Raw genomic sequence first — 18,536 nt, forward strand, 5'->3', positions numbered from 1 at the left:
GGCACGATTCTCCGTAAAAAACTAGCCAAACAAGATAGACCGGAAGAAAATATGTATACCACTGGTCTACATCGATACGCCCGGTATCGAGTCCGGCCATCGCCAAGGCTGTGTTCAGCCCTATAACGGAGAGTCAGCATCATGTTCACCCGCAAGCCGCTTGTTTCAGCTATTGCCCTCGCCCTAGTCAGCGGCGCGGCGCCGCTGTATGCCGCCACCGACGCCACCGCCAACGAAACAGTCGTGATTACCGGTATCCGTGCCTCGCAGCAGCAGTCCATCGCCGCCAAGAAGAACGCCATGACCAACGTGGAAGTGGTTACGGCTGAAGACGTGGGCAAGATGCCCGACAAGAACATTGCCGACTCCCTGTCTCGCCTGGCCGGTGTGAACATCGCCTACGGCGCTGCCTTTGCGTTTGACGAAGCCGAGCGCGTGCAGATTCGCGGTACGCCCACCAAGCTCAACCTCGTCACCATCAATGGTCACTCGCTGAGTTCGGGCGACTGGTATCTGGGCGACCAGAGCACTGGCACGCGCTCCGTCGGCTTTGGTCTGCTGCCTTCGCAGCTGATCGGCCAATCCATCGTGTACAAAAACGGTCAGGCCGATATCACCGAAGGCGGCATTGCCGGCACCATCAATGTGGTCACGCGCAAGCCGCTGGATTTCAAGGCGCCCCTGACAGCCGAAGCGGCACTGGGCGGCGTGTATTCGACCAAGGCCGACAAGGTGGATGGCCAGCTCAGTGTCTTGGCCAACTGGAAGAACGCCAGCAACACCTTTGGCGTGCTGGTACAGGGCTTTAAGGAAGACCGTCACCTGCGTCGTGATGGCCTGGAAAACTTCGGTTCGGTCACCCTACTGAATCAGGATGCAGCCAATCCGACCAAGTGTTTCACCAGCGGCGGCCAGCAGTACTGCGGCAATGCTGATCTCAAGGGCAAGCGCGTCCCGCAAGGCCTGTTCACCTCGCTGTTCCAGGGTGAGCGCACACGTACGGGCGGCTTCATCAGTGCCCAGTTCCGTCCCAACGCCCAATGGGATCTGGCGCTGTCGGGTTTCCACTCGGAGCTGGAGGCCAGTAACACGATCAATAACTCGATCATGTGGATGAACCAGCTGAACCTCGGTGGTCTGCTGACCAACACCAAGGTCAACGGCGATGTGGTGACCTCGGCCACATTGATCCCAAATCCGGTGCGCGTGGTGGACCTGAGCGTGCCCGCCAACCTGGCCGCGCAAGGCAGCAATAACTGGGCGGCAGACTCGCGTCACCAGAACCGCCTTGGTGCGGGCTCGACCGCCGCCTTCTATGACTTTGACGTGAAGTTCCGCCAGAGCGACAAGTTGAGCTGGACCGCCAAGATCGGCCATACCGAAGGCACGGGCGAAACCCAGGCCAGCCCGGGCGTGATCTTCCGCGCCTATAACAAGCCGATCAGCTACGACGTCAGCGGCACCGATGGCTTCAGCTGGACCGTGCAGAATCTGGACCAGACCAAGCTCAACACAGCCGACTGGAAGCTGCAGACCGACATCCAGGGCGTGTTCCGCACCTTGGACAAGGAAACCTATGCCTATCTGGACGGCAAGTACGATCTGGATCGCGGGATCTTTACCAAGCTGAGCTTTGGTGGTCGCGCCAGCAAGCACTTCAACGAGCGCGTGCAAACCAACGGTGCCTGGAACTTCAAGACGACCGGCACGGGCGGTGCCTCGCTGGCCGAGCTGCAAACCCAGTTCCCGTCCAGCAGCCTGCCATTCGCCGGAGCCGGCAGCTTCCCTGCTGATTTCCTTGATGGCGTAGGTGGCAACTTCCCGCGTGATGCGGCGCTGCTGGACATGGAAGCCGTGCGCCAGTTCGGTCTCGCCAACATCAACTACGACCCGGTGCTCAACCGCGTCTGGACCGGAGGCGCCGAAGTTCGTGAAAAGAACACCGCCCTATACCTGATGAGCGATTTCGAACACGGTGATCTGAGCGGCAATATGGGTGTGCGCTGGGTGAATACGGATCTGGACGTCACCCAGTTCACCGCACTGGCCGCCAACCGGGTTTGTCCCGCACTGGCCGTGAGCTGCCCGACGATCAACCCCAATGTCGCCCCGGTCAAGAACCCGATCAGCAGCTCGCGCATGGGTGGCTACATGCCCGTATACAGCAGCACCGATCACAACGCCCTGCTGCCCAGCCTGAACCTGCGCTGGGCGCCCGATGGCAAGCTGGTCGTGCGCGGCTCCCTGTCGCGCACCATGGCGCGGCCCGAGTACAGCGAACTGGGTCGCGGCACCTCGTTCAACCTGACCGCCACGCCCAAGTTCGCCACCACCGGCAACCCCTACCTCCAGCCCATCATGGCCAATAATGCCGATGCCTCGGTCGCTTACTACTTTGGTACGCGCGCCTATGTGCAGGCCGGTATTTTCGGCCAGAAGCTGCAGAACTATGTCAAGGCGGGTACCGCTTACGGCAAGCTGATCAACCCGGATACCCAGCTTGAGGAAGACTTTGAGCTGCGTTCGTTCCGCGGTGTACGTGCCAAGGTACGTGGTGTGGAACTGTCGGGTGAAACGCCGATCGGCAAGGGCTTCGGCATCATCGCCAACGCCACTTACGTGGATGGCGAGGACCAGGACAAGGCCCCGCTGCTCAATGCCTCCAAGCTGACCTACAACCTGCGCGGCTATTTCGAGAACGACACCATCAGCGCCAGCCTGGCCTGGAACCACCGCAGCGAATACGCCACCGGCTTCTTCGGCAACGGTACCGTGACTGGCCCCAGCACCACCGCAGCGCGCAACGGCATGCTGCTGGCCGAAGCGCAGGGCAGCTTGTCGCTGTCGGCGAGCTACAAGTTCACCGACAACTTCCGCGTGACGCTCGATGCCAACAACCTCACCGATCCACAGCGCAAGTACTACATCCTCGACGAAGCCATGCCCTGGGGTTACTTCAAGAACGGTCGCCAGTACTACCTGACCGCTCGCCTGAAGTACTAATCGTCTCAAGTACTAACCGTCTCCTGTTGTACCACTCGGGAAGTCCCTCGCCGCGCCACCGGCGGGGGCATACTCCCCGGTCCCGCCGGCTTGGCCGGCGGGCCGCTTTTTTTTGGATTGCTGCACCTGTCAGGATGAATGTCATGCCCGCTCACCCACTCTGCCAAGGTCTCCCGCGCCGTCTATTGCTTGCGGCATCGGCGATCGCGCTAGCCCTGAGCAGTGCCTGTGCCCAGTTGCCGACCAGCCCGGCGGCCAAACCGCAAGCCATGACAGAAGTCCGCGGTACCTGGGTCACCACCACAGCCAATCAGGCCATCACCACCCCGGCCGATACGGCGCGCACCATGCGTCGCCTTCGCGAGATCGGCATCAACACGGTGTATGTGGAGAACTGGAAGAATGGCTATACCCAATTCCCGTCCAAGGTGCTGGAGCGCACCATCGGCGTAGACCGACGCCCTGCCTTGGCTCAGCAGGACCCGAGCGACAAGCCGTCCAGCAGCGCCGGCCGTGATCTGGTCGAGGAAACCCTGATCGAATTGCACCGCAACGGCCTGATCAGCATTGGCTGGTTCGAATACGGCTTCATGGCCGCGCATCAGGGCACCATGAATCATCTGCGCAAGCAAAAGCCCGACTGGTTGAGCCGCGATATCAAAGGCAACGAGGTCGCCCCCAACGGCTTTGTGTGGATGAACCCGCTGCACCCCGAGGCACGCCGCTTCCTGCTCGATCTGGTGCTCGAAGCCGTGGACCGTTACGACCTCGACGGCGTGCAGCTCGACGACCGCATCGTCTGGCCCTATATCACCATGGGCTACGACGATTACACGCGCGCCGCCTACGCCCGCGAACACAATGGCCAGCAGCCGCCCGCCGACCACAAGGACCCCGAATGGATGCGCTGGCGTGCGGCCAAGGTGAACGAATACGGCAAATGGTTCGTGCAGGAAGTCCGCGCCAAGAAGCCCGGTCTGGTGATCTCGCTCAGCCCCGGCGTGTACCCGTGGAGCTGGGATAACTACCTGCTCGACTGGCCCGCCTGGAGCGCCTGGCAGCAGGCCGACAGGCTGACCGATGCGCCGTTCAAGGTTGCCGGTGCGCAAGACCAGAACCCGCGCTGGGATGAATACATCCCGCAGGCTTATCGCTTCAGCTATGCCGCTTTCGAGACCACCTGGAAAGAACAGATTGCCGGGCTCAAGGCCGCTGGCAACTACCAGCCCAAGTCCTTGCTGGCCGGCATCCGCATTGTGGGTGACGGGGCCGATTCGAGCTGGCAGCAGCTCAAGGATTCCATCGAGCTGACTCGCCGCGAGGGCAATGGCGGCCATGTGCTGTGGTTCAGCCGTGGCGTGCTCGATCTGTATCCCAAGGAGCTGACCGAGTACTACCGCGCATCCGGCCCGGCGATCTCGCCCTGGTTTCCAGCGGGTTGGCGGCAGCCTTCGATTGCGTTGGAGCGCCAGCCCGGGAACGATACGAACGCGGCTGCCTGGCAGAACACCGGCGCCATCGCCGCCGGCGACTACCGGCTGATCGGCTTTGATGGCCAGCGCTGGCACTATCTGGACGAGCAGCGTCTGGCGACGCCTGTGGCGGGCAGCGACAAGGTGCGGTTCATTGCACCGGCACGCTTCGAGCGCGTCGAACTGCTGCTGGATCGGCGCGCCGCGATGCGTGCGATGCCGGCACGCCAACGCTAAGTCCCAGGGTCAGCACCGATGACCGCCGCCCCCCGTAACGACGCACTCGATCTGCTGCGCGGTCTCGCCATCGTCGGCATGGTGCTGTCTGGCTTGTTGCCGCACGATGGCAGCCTGCCGGGCTGGATGTATCACGCGCAGGTCGGGCCGCCCGATTTCAAGTTCCATCCCGATGTGCCCGGCATCAGCTGGGTGGACCTGGTGTTCCCGTTCTTCCTGTTCTGTCTGGGTGCGGCGCTGCCGCTGGCGTTCGAAACCCGATGGGACCAGCACAGCCACGCCGATCGCTTGCTCGGCCTGCTCAAGCGCGGTGGCCTACTGGCGCTGCTGGCCTTGGCCATCCATCGCTATGGTCCCCTGCATCTGAGTGCGGCACCCAGCAAACTGCAATGGGCCAGCGGTATCGCCGCCTTTGCCGGTATCGGCCTGCTGCTGGCCGGCTGGCCCGGTACAAAACGGGGTCGCTGGTGGGCTGGGCTGCTCGGCGCGTGCTTGCTCGGTGCGCTGGCCTGGTGGCATCAGGGCAGCAAGGCCTTCGATCCGGCGCGCAACGACATCATCCTCATGGTGCTCGCCAATATGGCCGTGTTCGGCGGGCTGGTCTGGCTGCTGACGCGCGGCAATATCCCGCTGCGGCTTGGCGTGATCGCGATGTTCGCGGCACTGCGGCTCACGCAGGGAGTGGAAGGCAGCTGGAACCACAAGCTGTGGCGGCTGGGTGATGGCCTGCAATGGCTGTACCGGCCCGATTTCCTCAAGTACCTGTGCATCGTCATCCCCGGCAGCATCGTTGGCGACCTGCTGCTGACAGCTGCACGCTCACCGTCCAGCGCGCCTCGTCGAACCTGGCTGGGCTGGCTGGCGCTGGCGCTGATCCTGGTCAATCTCTATGGCTTGTATACCCGCCAGATCGGCCTGAACCTGCTGCTCACGCTCGCATTGGGCATGGCCCTGTGGTGGCAGGCACGCCGGGGTTCGCTCCTGCATCGCCAGCTGGCCGGCTGGGCGCTGTACTGGATTGCACTGGGCCTGTGTTTTGAAGCGCTTGATGGCGGCATCAAGAAAGACCCCTCGTCCTGGAGCTACTGGTTCCTGAGCAGCGGGCTGGCCATCTGCGCCTGGCTGGCACTCGATGCCGCGCAGGCCAGGCTGGCGCCCACAGCCCTTTGGCGCGCGCTGCGCGATTGCGGCCAGAACCCTTTGCTGGCCTATGTGCTGGCGGGCTTTGTGCTGCTGCCTTTGCTGGCGCTGAGCGGCCTGGGTGGCGTGCTGGCCACCTACCCCGCACTAGGTCTGCTCAAGCCGCTGCTGCTGACCGCACTGGTCATCCTGCTGACCGCACTGGCCACCCGGCGTGGCTGGTTATGGAAAACCTGACACGCCGCCCCTGCCTGCGCGCAGGGCGCCCTTGTTTTGATAGGAGCACCCGATGAACCTGCCCGATTTCCTCTCGGTTTCCACGCTGGAAAACCATATCCGCCACACGCTGGCCTTTTACGACCCGCGCTGCCTCGATCCTGCCGGTGGATTCTTCCATTTCTATATGGACGACGGCGAGATCTACGACCGCACGCAGCGCCATCTGGTCAGCAGCACACGCTTCGTCTTCAACTACGCGCGTGCCGCCGTGCACTTTGGCCGCCCCGATTACCGCGACTGGGCGCGTCATGGTCTGGACTTCCTGCAATCGGCCCACTACCAACCGGCCACGGGCGGCTATGCCTGGCTGCTTGATGCGGGCAAGGTCGTCGATGCCACCAATCACTGCTACGGCGCCGCCTTTGTATTGCTGGCCCATGCCGAGGCCCTCAAGGCCGGCATCGGTGATGCGCGTACCGGGCTGGAATCCGCCTACCAGCTGCTGGAACAGCGCTTCTGGCTGCCCGAGCACGGCCTGTTTGCCGATGAATACAACGCCGACTTCAGCGTGCTGGCACCGTATCGCGGCCAGAACGCCAATATGCACGCCTGCGAGGCGCATATCGCTGCGTATCAAGCCACGGGCGAAGACCGTTACCTTGAGCGCGCGCTGACCATTGCCGAGGGCATCACCGGCCGGCTGGCCGACCCCAAATCAGGCATGGTGTGGGAACACTACGACCCCAACTGGCAGATCGACTGGCAGTACAACCTCGACGACCCCAAGCACCTGTTCCGCCCCTGGGGCTTCCAGCCCGGCCACCAGACCGAATGGGCCAAGCTGCTGGTCACCCTGCACCGCCTGCGCCCGAACCCTGCCTTGGTCGACCGTGCGGCAAGGCTGTTCAACACCGCGGTGGAGCTGGCCTGGGACCACGAACATGGCGGCCTCGTCTACGGCATCGCGCCCGATGGTACGGTGTGCGATGACGACAAGTACTTCTGGGTCCAGGCCGAAAGCTTCGCCGCCGCCGCGCTGCTGGCCGAAGCCGCCGGCGAAACCCCTGCCGTACCCGGCCACTACTTCCGCTGGTATGAACGTATCTGGGCCTATAGCTGGGAACACATGGTCGACCATCAGTACGGTGCCTGGTATCGCATCCTCAACCGCCGCAACGAGAAATACAGCCGCGAGAAGAGCCCGGCCGGCAAGACCGATTACCACACGATGGGTGCGTGTTATGAGGTGATTGATGTGTTGAAGCGGATGGGAGGCTGAGCGATGAAACCCCTCCTCGCCTTCGGCGAAGCCCTGATCGATCTGCTGCAAGACCCCGCCGAACCGAGCCGCTACTACCGTAACGCCGGTGGGGCGCCCGCCAACGTCGCCGTGGGTTTCGCCAAACTCGGCGGGCCGGCCGCCTTCATCGGCATGCTGGCGCGCGACAGCTTTGGTCAGTTCCTGCAGGCCGAACTTGCCGGTTTTGGGGTCGATACGCGCTGGCTAAGCTATACCGACGCCGCGAACACCGCGCTGGCCGTGGTGTCGCTCGCGGACGGCGAGCGGAGCTTCCACTTCTATCGCCCGCCTTCGGCCGACTTGCTGTTCAGCCCCGCTGATTTCGACGCGGCCGCGTTTGCGGATGCCCCGCTCTACCACTTCTGCTCGAACACGCTGACCCATGCCGATATCCGCGCCAGCACCCAAGCCGGCCTCGCGCTCGCTACCAAGCATGGCTGCCTGATCAGTTTCGATGTGAACCTGCGTCCCTCGCTGTGGCCTGCCGGCACGCCCGATCTGGCCGGTATCCGTACGCTGTTGCCACAGGTACAGGTGCTCAAATGCAGTCTCGAAGAATGGCAGGCGCTGGCAGAGGGAGACGAGGCCGCGCTCATAGCGCACTGCCTGGGCGGCCAGACCCGGTTGATCCTGATTACCGATGGCTCGCAGCCGCTGCGCTGGATCACCCGCGACGGTGCCGGCACGCTGGCGGTGGAAGCTGTGCCGGTACTCGACAGCACGGCAGCGGGCGATGCCTTTGTGGCAGGCCTGCTTTACCAGCTGGCACGGGATGACATCACCGCGGCCGCCCTGGATGCCTGGCTAGGCGACGCCTCCCGCTTGCAGAGCGCCCTGCGTTTTGCCAGCCGCTGTGGCGGACTCGCGTGCACGCGCTATGGCGCGTTTGCGGCGCTGCCAACCATGGCCGAGCTATCAGCGTGATCCGTCTCGCGCTGCCCCTGCTGGTCTTGCTGGCGGCCATCCGCTGCCATGCCGAGCTGCGCTGGGAGCCCTTGCAGACTGAACACCCCCTCCCGCCCGGCGTGAGCGTGCACATGGGTACCGGCTTGAATGCAGCGGGACAGCCGCTACGCGTGGCCTGCGCGCTGCTGGATAGACGCGTAGCCGGGGCGCCGAGCTGGCAGGTCGCCAGTCTGGAACAAGGGGTGCTGCCACCGCCCGAGCTGGCCGCTAGCGTGGGCGATACGCCGAGCGTGCTCGTCAACGGCGGCTATTTCGGTGGCAAGCCGCTGCGTTCGCAAAGCCTGATCGTGCAGGATGGCCAGCTGCGCGCGCCGGGCCTGACCCAACTCATCCGCGGCGGCCACACGCTGTACCCGCGTCGGGGTGCATTCGGCGAACGCCTCGATGGCTCCTTCAGCGCCGACTGGGTATTTGCTGCGGGCGCGCCCCCGCAGCTGTATTACACGACCACGCTGAGCAACCCCGCCCAAGCGCCGGATGCCGCATCACCGCACTGGACCATGCGCACCGCCATCGGTGGCGGCCCCTTGCTCATCAAGGACGGCCACGTACGCAATCATGCCGACGCCGAGGTATTCGACGCCGCCAGCGGCGTCATCCCGGATGCCCCGGCACCGCGCACGGCAATAGGCAGCACGCGCGACGGGCAACTGATCCTGATGGTGGTCGAAGGCCGCAGCGAAGCAAGTGGCGGGGTAGATACGCGGGAGCTCGCCGCGCTGATGCAAAGCCAGGGTGCGGTGCAGGCCGTGAATCTCGATGGCGGTGGCTCCAGCGCCATGTGGGTGCAAGGCCGCCTGATCACCCGGCCCAGTGATGCCAAGGGTGTGCGGGCGGTCAGCTCAGTGGTGCTGTTCGGCACTAGGTCCGCCGCAACGCCACCTTGAGGCGCAAACGCCCCGCGATATCGCCAAGGCCGATCAGGCCGGCTCCCCGCGTAGCCAGCCACCCAGCTGGGTCAGGAAGCGCGCATACAGATCGCCCACTTCGACCGGGTTTGCATCGGGTGCCTGTGCACGCACGCGGCCAGTCCCCCAATCCACCCAGGGGCCGACCCAGTGGGGTGCCACATCCGTCGCCAGCGCGGCCACCCGGCCCTGGCCGTACTGGCCGCAGACCAGCAGTGGCGCGCGGTCTTCTTCATTCAGTACCAGCCGACCCGACGCCCAACGTGCCTGCAGGCATACCGCGTCGAGCAATACCTGGGCGTCTGCCTTGGCCTGCACGCGGTTGAAGCCGCCGATCAGCGAAGGGCGATTGCTCCAGGGCAGCCCACGGGTCACCGGATGCTCATCATCGTGCGCAGCAATCACCACCGGCTGATCGCAATTGATCCGATCGTCCGCAGGGCTGATCACCACCGGCAGCGCCGCCGCCAGCGGACTACCGTGCCAGCCGCCACTGCTGCCCTGGAACGATGCCCAACCACCGATCATGATCAAGCCCGCACCCCGCGCCACTTCGTCCAGCAAGCGTGCTTGCAGCTCGGGCGCCAAGCGCTGAGCGGGGTAGTCGCTGATCACATAGGCACGGTAGGGGGTATCAAACAGCGTCGCAGAAGCCGTTTCCTGGCTGCCGACATGGTGCACGGACCAGCCTACCAGATCCAGCACGCCGGCGAGATACGCGGCGGCCCCCTTGAGACTGTTGTCGCCCAGATAGAGAAAATCACTCATTGCACATACCCACGCTACGTCGTCGCGTTCCCGCATTCCGCCGGAACGGACTGAAAAGGCAAAACAGGGCACCAGGCCCTGTTTTGTAGACAAGCGGTCCCCGCACACCCCGGGTGTGCGGGGCTTGGTGCTTAGTTGTACCAGTAGGAGAAATTCATTCCGATGGTACGCGGACGCGACTGGATCAGACGCACACCCATGACGCCACCTTCCTGCGCCGAGACCTCAACCCGCTTGTTGGCGAGGTTCTGCACCCACAGACCCAGCGACCAGTCATCACGGCTCATGCCCACATTGGCATTGAACAGGGTATAGGCCGGACGATAGCGCAAGGTGCTGTTGTCATCCACGCTGTCGGAACGATCCGTACCGATCTTGCCGGTATGGCGTGCGCTCAGGCTGGCGTGCAGGTTGGTGCCGTCATCCAGCGTGGTGCTGAAGCGGGTACCGAAGTTATGTTTCCACTTGGGTGCGCCACCGAGCACACCGCCCTTTTCCCAGGTACGGCAACCCGTGGTGTTATCCCCCACGTACATGCACTTGGTGGCGGTTTCATCCCACTTACCCTCGGTCGTGGCGGTACTGTAGCTGAACGACCAGTTGTCGTTGAGCTTGTAGCGTGCCGAGAACTCCCACCCCTGGGTGTAGGCCTTGGGGCCATTGGTCGTGCCATTGATCGGGAAGATTTCGCCGGTGTACTGATCGCCAATGCTCTGCGAGAAGTAGGTCTGCACATCGTTCCAGTCGATGCGGTAGACGTTGGTCTCCAGATACAGCTGGCGATCGAACAGATAGCCCTTCAGGCCCAGCTCCATATTATCGGTGGAGTCAGGCTGGTAGCTCAGCACATCCGGACGCACTTCCTTGGTCCAGCCTGCCGTCTGCGACTTGTAGGGGGTCTTGAAGCCGTTCACCCCGCCGCGGCGGAAGCCTTGCGAATAGGTGAAGTAGGCCAGCATGTCACCGGTAAGCTGGTAAGACGTGTTGAACTTGAAGTAGGACTTGCCGTTCTCGGCGGTCTTGGCGTTGTTGTAGCCGTTGGTGAAGCCGGTGTAGTCATTGATCAGCGACTTGGCCTGGTCTTCATAGTTGAAGACACGGGCACCGCCGGTGACTTGCCAGGCGTCGGTCAGGCGGTAGGTCGCCTCGCCGAACACAGCATGCTCGGTGTACGTGCTGGCCAGATCTTCACGATAGCCTTCGTCGGTAAGACGGCCCTTTGCGCCGGTATCCACGTAGAAGAAGTCACCCGTGGTGTCCAGACCCGGCAGCATTTCCGAGAACTTCAGGCTCTTGTCCTGCTTGGTGTAGTAGTAGCCGGCAATCCAGCTCAGCGGGCCGCTGTCCTTGGAGACCAGACGGGTCTCGTGGCTGATGCCCTCGTAGGTATTGTCGAAGGTCATGTAAGCCGAACGGCCGCTGCCTTCGCCATGCCCCATCCAGCCATAGTAGGCAAAACCCTGGTTCGCGTAATCGGCTTGGCCGGCGCGGGTATCGCGGAACTTGGAAGTGCTGGAATGCAGGCGGGCGAAGCTCAGATCCAGATCCACATCGATCGAGTCGAGCTTGAAGTCGCGGTCCGCATATTCCTCGTAGCGGCCCAGCACCGTGCTGTCGTTCACCGCGAATGGCGTCGAGTAGCGATCCTTGTAAGGGCAAGGGTTCAGGCCGGCGCAGGCACGATCCAGCGGCAGCAGGCTGGCGCCGGTGAGGCCATGGGCGAGCTGGCTTTGCTCGGCGTGGGCAACCAGCACCTCGAAGCCGGGCGAGACGCGCCACAGGGCCGACAGGCGGCCGCCTGACACTTCCTGGAAGTCATCGTCGGCGTACAAGTTCTGGTTGGCATTCGGCGATGGGGTCCAGGCACTGGTCTTCGAGGCCGGCGATGCTGCATCCTTGCGCCAGGGCGGATTGGACATCCGGTCGGTGTAGCCTTGCTCGTTCAGGTTGGCCAGCGAGGCGCGAAGGGCGAAGTTCTCGCCGATAGCCTTGTTGATGACGATATCGTTATCCCAGGTAATGCCACCGGCACCCTTGGTGTGCGAGGCGCCCATGTGCGCGGAGAAGGAGTTCTTGCCCAGCTGAGGCTTGTTGGTGATGTAGCGCACCGTACCACCCAGGCTACCGGCACCATAGAGCGTGCCTTGCGGGCCAAGCAGGGTTTCGACACGCGCCACGTCCTTGATCCGGTAGCCCATGTTCGGCAACGGGGTGTCGTCAAGGTAATAAGCCAGCGTGCTGCGGGTGAAGGACTCGAGGTTGTTGGCATTCACCGGCGAGACGTTCAGGCCGCGCACGGTAACCGAGTCAGCCAGACGGGCGCTGTTATCCGGCGCGCTGATGCCGATGCTTTGCTGGATCAGCTTCTTGGCATCGGTGATCTGCTCTTCGCGCAGCACCTGTTCACCGATGGCGGTGACGTTGTAAGGCACCTTGCTGGCCACTTGGGCACGCTTGGAGGCCGTGATCACGACCTTCTCTGCATCGGTGTCACGCTTCTTGCCGGTCTGCGCCGCGGCCTCGGTGGGTTCAGCGGCGGTGTCCGCTGCAAATGCCGGCATGGCCAGCATCATCAATGCGGTACCGACAGCACCGGCGACGGGTTTGAGGTTGAACTGCATGTGTCTGCTCCTGTTAAAGGTCGTTTACGTATGGCAGTGAAGAAACCTGGGTGGCCGACCGGAAAGCGCTGTGTCGCGACACCATGGGCTGCAATCTCGGATCAAATCGCCGCCATCACGACTGAGATTTCCTTTTTAGTCCATGCCAATTAGTTATGGATTTGCGACATCCCCGCAGGTTTGCATGGCTGTGACAGCCCGCTACACTGCGTCCGATACGCTGCAGAATATATCCAAAGGCCCGTGATATCAGGCCGCAGCCCGGAGGAGCCGCGTGTCTACCCCGATGTTTTTATCGCTACCGGGGTGGGACATGAATGTGAGTTAAACCCGGTTTTCCACTCAGGAAACGTTGCAACGATGAGTCGCTTGAATCCGCTGGACCTGTTACTGGAAATCGATGCCGCAGGCAGTCTGTCGATCACGGCCGCCCGTCTGGGTAAAACCGTCTCGGCCATTTCCAAGATGCTCACGGCACTGGAGCAGCAGCTCGGCTGCGCTCTGGTGGATCGCCAGGCCAGGCCCCTGCGGCTGACGGATGCCGGCCTCGTCTATCTGGATGCCGCCCGTCGCATCCGTGACGCGCTGGGCGAGACCGAAGACCGGCTTGCCACCGAGCGGGGCCACCCCTCTGGCCGCCTGCGCATCACCACGTCCGTGTTGTTCGGCACGGCGGCGCTGGCTCACTATGTGCACACCTTTCATCAGCGCTTCCCCGACGTGAAAGTCGAAGTATCGCTCTCTGACGACTACGTGGATCTGGCACGAACCGACTTCGATCTGGCCATCCGCCATGAGCAACGCGGTGGCGGCCAATGGATTGCCCGCCCCCTGTGCGACAACAGCGCCTGGCTTTGCGCCAGCCCGGATTACCTTGCCCGCGCGGGCATGCCGGAACACCCGGACAACCTCGACCAGCACGCCATGCTGGTCTACCACTATCCCAGTCTGGACACCCGCTGGGTGCTGACGCATGCAGGCGAGCAGCGCTTGATCGAACCGCGGGCCGCACTGGAGAGCGATAGCAACGATTTCCTGATTACCCTGGCGCTGGCTGGCGACGGCGTGCTGGCTTGCCCCGGCTGGAGCGTGGCGCACCATGTCCGCAATGGCCGTTTACGGCGCTGCCTGAGCCAGTGGCACTTCTCCAGCGAGAGCTATGGTGATGACCAGCTCTGGGCGGTGTATCCCTCCAGTTCTCGCGGCACGGCCAAGGTGCAGCAATTCATCGATGGCTTGCGCGATCACCTCGCCCAGGTACTGCGCTGATGACCCGCCTGCTCACGCTGCTGTGCGCCGCGAGTCTGCTGGCGACAGGCCAGGCAGAACCGCTACCCGAGCAGCGCTGGTCGCCCGCTGCGCTGCAATCCCTGCAAGCGAGCGCAATCCGCGATCCCTTCACCGCGCATAGCGTCGAGCGCGCCCGCCGTGCCGAGGAAGTGGCGCGCGTGCGTGCCACGCTGGCATTGCCCGCCGGACCCGAGCGCGATGCCGCACTGCCGGGAGCCCTCTACGCCATCGGACTGTTCCATCTCGATCCCGCCCCGGCCTTGCCGGCCTTGCTGGCATCCCTCAAGCGCCTGCCCAGCCAGCCTGTCGACGCTCAGCGGGCACTGCTGAGCGCGGCCTACCGCTTTTATCCGCAAGCGAGCCGGCCGGCACTCAAACGCCTGCTACCCCGGCTGACCACCCCGCGGGAATTTGCGATAGCCGCCTACGCCATCCTGGCAGCCCGGCCTCAAGAGCACGACTGGCTGATGGCTCAGCTACGCCAGGCGTTTCCTGATTGGCAAAACGAGCCGCGCCTGTTTGCCTTGGCAACACGCTTGACGACCCGCCCAGCGCCTCGGCCGCCGCTGGCAGACTTGCTTGCGGCACCACTGACACCGGGCTATCCGGTGGTATTCAGCCTGCAGCGCCAGGACCGCCGCCATCCGGGACTGGTGATGGTGCGCGGGGCAGATGGCCGCTTTGTCAGGGAGGCCGATGGCAACCTCTTCCACCGCCCGCAACTGGCCTTGGCCAGCAGCAATCTGCCCGGCACGATCACCCTCGGCAACTCTCCACAGGGCATCTACACGATCGTGGGCAGCGGTACCGCCGACAACCCTTGGATCGGACCGACGCCGTATCTGGAGTCGAAAGTCCCCATCGAGGCCTCGCTGGCCGAGTTCGCACACCGTCCAGTCGAAGGCGAGTGGCGCCTGGATCATTATCTGGCGTGGCTGCCACCAAGCTGGCGGGACTATTTACCGATCCGGGAAGCCTGGTTGGCGGGGCGGGCGGGCCGGAGTGAAATGCTGATGCATGGCACCACCATCTCGCCGGACTACTATGCCGGCACGAGTTGGTATCCTGGTACGCCGTCGGCGGGTTGTCTGGTGGCATCCGAATACTGGGGACCGGATGGCACCCTCATGCACAGCGATCAGCTGGCGCTGCTGAAGGCGTTCACCCGCCAGGGGCAGGATCGGGGATATCTGGTCGTGGTGGAGCTGGATACCCAAGCCGCCCCGGTCAGCCTTGCCGAAGTGCTTCCTGTCATCAGTGCTGTAGAGGCACGCCGCTAGCAGCCTGCAAACGCCAAGCCCGATGACACCCCTCACCCCAAGCTATGGGCGCCCGCGCAGCTTTCATTGGTAGCGCGCGCCCCGGTCTCGCTAGGCTGCACCATCCGTCCGACCGGGGTTTTTGCATGGCCCGCCAACAACAGTTTCCTTGCCTAGTGCTGCCTTGCCTAGTGCTGCTCACCCTGGGCCTGCTGCCCGCCGGGGCCGAACCGCTATCCGGTCCTGCTGCCCCGCCTATCGAGCTGGGCGTCGGCCGACCTGCCGCGGTCAGTGCCATCACCACCAGCGACGCCGCCGCACTGGCGGCAGCATTTCGGCGCGCCTATGTGCGCTATCCGCGCTTGCCCGCTGGCAGCCTCGAAGCGCTGGCGTTCACCGCAAGTCGCTGGCAGCACCGCCTCCCGGGACCCGCCACCGAACGCCACCATGGCATGCCAGCCGGCATCGGCGTCTTCGGTCTGCACGATGGCAGCAGTGCGGTCTACGCAGACACGCTGAGCCAGGTCGCCACAGTGGCGGGCACCCGCCCTGCAGCCATGCTGGCCGATCTGCCGACCTATGTGGAGGCCGTTGCGGCCTGGCTGGATAGGCAACTGACGGGTGACACACCCCGGGTCGAAACCCTGACCCCGGCATTCGCAACGCTGAGCGGGATTGTGGCCGGCACACCAGCCAACGACTACGCACGCCAGAGTCATGCCTATTCCGCCCTGCTGGTACTCGCACGCGGCGTAGACAGCGAAACCATCCGTATTGCTGCCCGGCCGATCGACTGGTCGCGTGCATTCAACCCCGCCACGCTGCAGCTGCTGCGCGCACCACAGGTCCAGCTGAGGCTGGACACGCCGACGCAGCCTCCTGCGCTGGCAGCCATGGAAACGCCTGTCGATTACCCTGAAGCACTGTGGTCGCCCACCAACAACTTCAGCAGCCGCGCAGGCAGCCGCATCAGCCATATCGTGGTCCACACCACCCAAGGGGCCTATAGCGGGAGCATTGCCTGGCTGGCCAATCCGGTCTCGCAGGTCTCGGCCCATTATGTGATCCGCAGTGCGGACGGCCAGATCACCCAGATGGTGCGGGAGGCAGACAAAGCCTGGCACGCGGCCAGTGCCAACGCCTACACCATCGGCATCGAGCATGAAGGCTTTGTGGATAATCCCAGCTGGTATACCGCAGCGATGTATCAGGCCTCGGCCAGACTGGGCCGGTCGATCTGCGTGCGCCATGCCATCGACTGCCAGCGTGCCTATGTGGGCATGGGCTGGCACAAGGTAGTCACCCTGCCCGGCAACCTGACCATCAAGGGCCATCAGCACTATCCCGACCAGACGCATACGGACCCCGGCACGCACTGGGACTGGCCGCGCTATTACAGCCTGCTCACCGATGGTGCGGCCCTGCCGCTCAATCAGGCACCGCTGGCGCGGCTGTCGGTCAGTTGCAGCGAACGCAGTTGCACAGCCGATGCCAAGCAAAGTAGCGATGAGGATGGTTGGCTCAGCCAGTACGCCTGGCAATGGGGCGATGGCAGCGACACAAGGAGCGAAGCGGCGACACAGTCCCATCACTTTGCTGCCGACGGCAGCTACAAGATCGTCCTGACCATTACGGACGATCGCGGCCAGACCGCCAGTGCCGAACAACTGGTCACGTTGAAGGGCGCCCCGCCCGCACCACCACCCGCCGGCAAGGGCGGCGGCGGGGCAGTATCGCCGCTGATGCTGTTGCTGCTGGCCGGTACCTGCGTGGCGTTGCGCCGCGTTCGCAAGCCGCAATGAAACCCGCAGCCCCCGCTACCACAAGCGCCATCGCATGCCTGGTGCTGATCGGGCTACTACCGCTTTTGCCCGCCAGCACGCAGGCCCTGCTGCGCTTTGAACGCGCCGCCTTGCTGCAGGGTGAATACTGGCGCCTGCTCAGCGGCCCCTTGCTGCATGCCGACCTGCTGCACGCCTGCGCCAATGGGGTCGGGCTGGTCCTGCTGCTGGTATTGGCACGACGCAGCAATCTGCCCGTCACGCCGTGGCTGCTGCCCGGGCTGTGCGTGGGGAGCAGTGTCTTGCTCCTGCTCGACAGCACGGTCAGCTGGATGGTCGGCCTGTCGGGTCCATTGCATGGCCTGGCAGCCTGGCTGCTGATCGCACTGTACCGTCACGGCCAGCGCGCGACGGCACTGATGCTGCTTACCTTGTTGCTCGGCAAGGTCTGGCTCGAACTCAGCCAGACCCTGCCCGCCCCGACATGGCTGAGCGTGCCCCTCTTGCCCGAAGCCCATGTGGCCGGCCTGCTGGCCGGGCTGCTAATGGGTGCGGCCGGCACGGCCCTCAACCACCTGTTCCGCCTCTTTCGTCCGCCTGCGCAATGTGCTGCGCGGCCCCAACCCTGAAAGTGCTCTCCATGCGTCTGATTACTGATGCCGATGTTGCCCGTGTCCTGAACCTGCCCGATGCGATTGCTGCGCTGCATGCTGCCTTTACCCAGTTTGGCGAGGGGGCCGGCGCCGTGCTGGCGCGCAACCGCGCAACGGCCAGCCATGCCGGTGCCAGTGTCACGATCAGCGCCATGGGCGCGGCACTGCCCGCCAGCGATGTGGTGGGCACCAAGGTGTACCCCACGGTCAACGGCCAGTTCGAGTTCGTGATCAATCTGTTCTCCGCCGCAACCGGCGCTCCCTTGGCCACCCTGGCCGCCAACGAGCTGACCCGTCAGCGCACCGCCGCCACCACCGCCGTCGCAGCGCGCGCACTGGTCCGGCCGGCAGCGCAAGTACTGGCGATCTTCGGTGCCGGTACCCAGGCGCGCGCCCATGCGGAAGCCCTGCTGCTGGTCCATCCATTCAGCCGGGTGCTGGTTTGTGCGCGCAGTGGTGGCGAGGCCTTCGCCGCCGAGCTGCAGGCCCGCACTGGCGTGCCCGTCAACGCAGTATCCGCCGCCACAGCAGCGTCAACCGCGGACGTGATCGTGACCTGTACGCGCGCCAGCGAGCCGCTGTTCGAGGGCGGGCTGGTGAAACCGGGTACGCTGGTCTGCGCCGTGGGCTCCAGCAAGCCGGTTGCACGGGAGCTGGACGACACCTTGCTCAGCCAGGCGGGACGTATCGTCGTTGAGTGGCTACCCGCTGCACAGAGCGAGGCAGGCGAGTTCGTCCGGGCTGGCGCCGGGGTGATCGACCCGGCCAAGGTGGTGGAACTCGGCACGCTGCTGGCGCAGCCAGCGGTAGCCGACGATCAGGCCATCGTGGTCTACAAGAGCGTCGGCATCGGTCTTGAAGACATTGCCCTCGCCAAGCTGGTTTACGACCGGCTGCAGGCGGCTTAGCCTAGACGGCC

The 18,536-nt window shown here is 64.1% G+C and carries 13 protein-coding genes; 11 read left to right on the forward strand and 2 right to left on the reverse strand.

The annotated features are described in order from the left end of the window. Positions 1–141 precede the first annotated feature (141 nt). The 6 genes from O9X62_RS04165 (at position 142) to O9X62_RS04190 (ending at position 9,224) form a co-directional block, all read left to right on the forward strand. Positions 142–3,003 (forward strand): TonB-dependent receptor, encoded by a 2,862-nt coding sequence (locus O9X62_RS04165; RefSeq protein ID WP_269531503.1) that lies wholly within the window; start codon positions 142–144, stop codon positions 3,001–3,003. A 143-nt stretch (positions 3,004–3,146) separates the two neighbouring features. After that, complete coding sequence (locus O9X62_RS04170; RefSeq protein ID WP_269531504.1) at positions 3,147–4,712, forward strand: glycoside hydrolase family 10 protein; 1,566 nt, start codon at positions 3,147–3,149, stop codon at positions 4,710–4,712. A gap of 18 nt (positions 4,713–4,730) precedes the next feature. After that, positions 4,731–6,089 carry a DUF5009 domain-containing protein gene (locus tag O9X62_RS04175; RefSeq protein WP_269531505.1) on the forward strand — a complete coding sequence of 453 codons (1,359 nt, stop codon included), beginning with the start codon at positions 4,731–4,733 and terminating at the stop codon, positions 6,087–6,089. A gap of 52 nt (positions 6,090–6,141) precedes the next feature. Further along, entirely contained in the window at positions 6,142–7,350 is a 1,209-nt protein-coding gene (locus O9X62_RS04180) for an AGE family epimerase/isomerase (RefSeq protein ID WP_269531506.1), read from the forward strand. A gap of 3 nt (positions 7,351–7,353) precedes the next feature. Beyond that, entirely contained in the window at positions 7,354–8,295 is a 942-nt protein-coding gene (locus O9X62_RS04185; protein ID WP_269531507.1) for a carbohydrate kinase, read from the forward strand. Beyond that, entirely contained in the window at positions 8,292–9,224 is a 933-nt protein-coding gene (locus O9X62_RS04190; protein ID WP_269531508.1) for a phosphodiester glycosidase family protein, read from the forward strand. The genes O9X62_RS04185 and O9X62_RS04190 overlap by 4 nt, the downstream gene beginning before the upstream one ends. A 33-nt stretch (positions 9,225–9,257) precedes the next feature. On the opposite strand, the gene O9X62_RS04195 is transcribed toward O9X62_RS04190, so the two are convergent. Then, positions 9,258–10,013, reverse strand: coding sequence for a glutamine amidotransferase (locus tag O9X62_RS04195; protein WP_269531509.1), 756 nt, complete (start codon positions 10,011–10,013; stop codon positions 9,258–9,260). Positions 10,014–10,144: 131 nt separating this feature from the next. After that, a complete protein-coding gene (locus O9X62_RS04200) occupies positions 10,145–12,634 on the reverse strand; it encodes a TonB-dependent receptor (RefSeq protein WP_269531510.1) in 2,490 nt (829 codons plus the stop codon). 360 nt (positions 12,635–12,994) lie between these two features. Between O9X62_RS04200 and O9X62_RS04205 the strand changes: the two genes are divergently transcribed. From O9X62_RS04205 to O9X62_RS04225, 5 genes are all read left to right on the forward strand, one after another. Then, a complete protein-coding gene (locus tag O9X62_RS04205; protein ID WP_269531511.1) occupies positions 12,995–13,903 on the forward strand; it encodes a LysR family transcriptional regulator in 909 nt (302 codons plus the stop codon). After that, on the forward strand, positions 13,903–15,204 hold the full coding sequence (locus O9X62_RS04210) for a hypothetical protein (protein WP_269531512.1): 1,302 nt from the start codon (positions 13,903–13,905) through the stop codon (positions 15,202–15,204). The genes O9X62_RS04205 and O9X62_RS04210 overlap by 1 nt, the downstream gene beginning before the upstream one ends. Before the next feature lie 125 nt (positions 15,205–15,329). Beyond that, complete coding sequence (locus tag O9X62_RS04215) at positions 15,330–16,985, forward strand: N-acetylmuramoyl-L-alanine amidase (protein ID WP_269531513.1); 1,656 nt, start codon at positions 15,330–15,332, stop codon at positions 16,983–16,985. After that, on the forward strand, positions 16,982–17,593 hold the full coding sequence (gene rrtA / locus O9X62_RS04220) for a rhombosortase (RefSeq protein ID WP_269531514.1): 612 nt from the start codon (positions 16,982–16,984) through the stop codon (positions 17,591–17,593). The genes O9X62_RS04215 and rrtA overlap by 4 nt, the downstream gene beginning before the upstream one ends. A gap of 11 nt (positions 17,594–17,604) precedes the next feature. Next, on the forward strand, positions 17,605–18,525 hold the full coding sequence (locus tag O9X62_RS04225) for an ornithine cyclodeaminase family protein (protein ID WP_269531515.1): 921 nt from the start codon (positions 17,605–17,607) through the stop codon (positions 18,523–18,525). The last annotated feature ends 11 nt before the right edge of the window (positions 18,526–18,536 follow it).

The organism is Chitinimonas sp. BJYL2 (assembly GCF_027257935.1).
GTDB lineage: Bacteria > Pseudomonadota > Gammaproteobacteria > Burkholderiales > Chitinimonadaceae > Chitinimonas.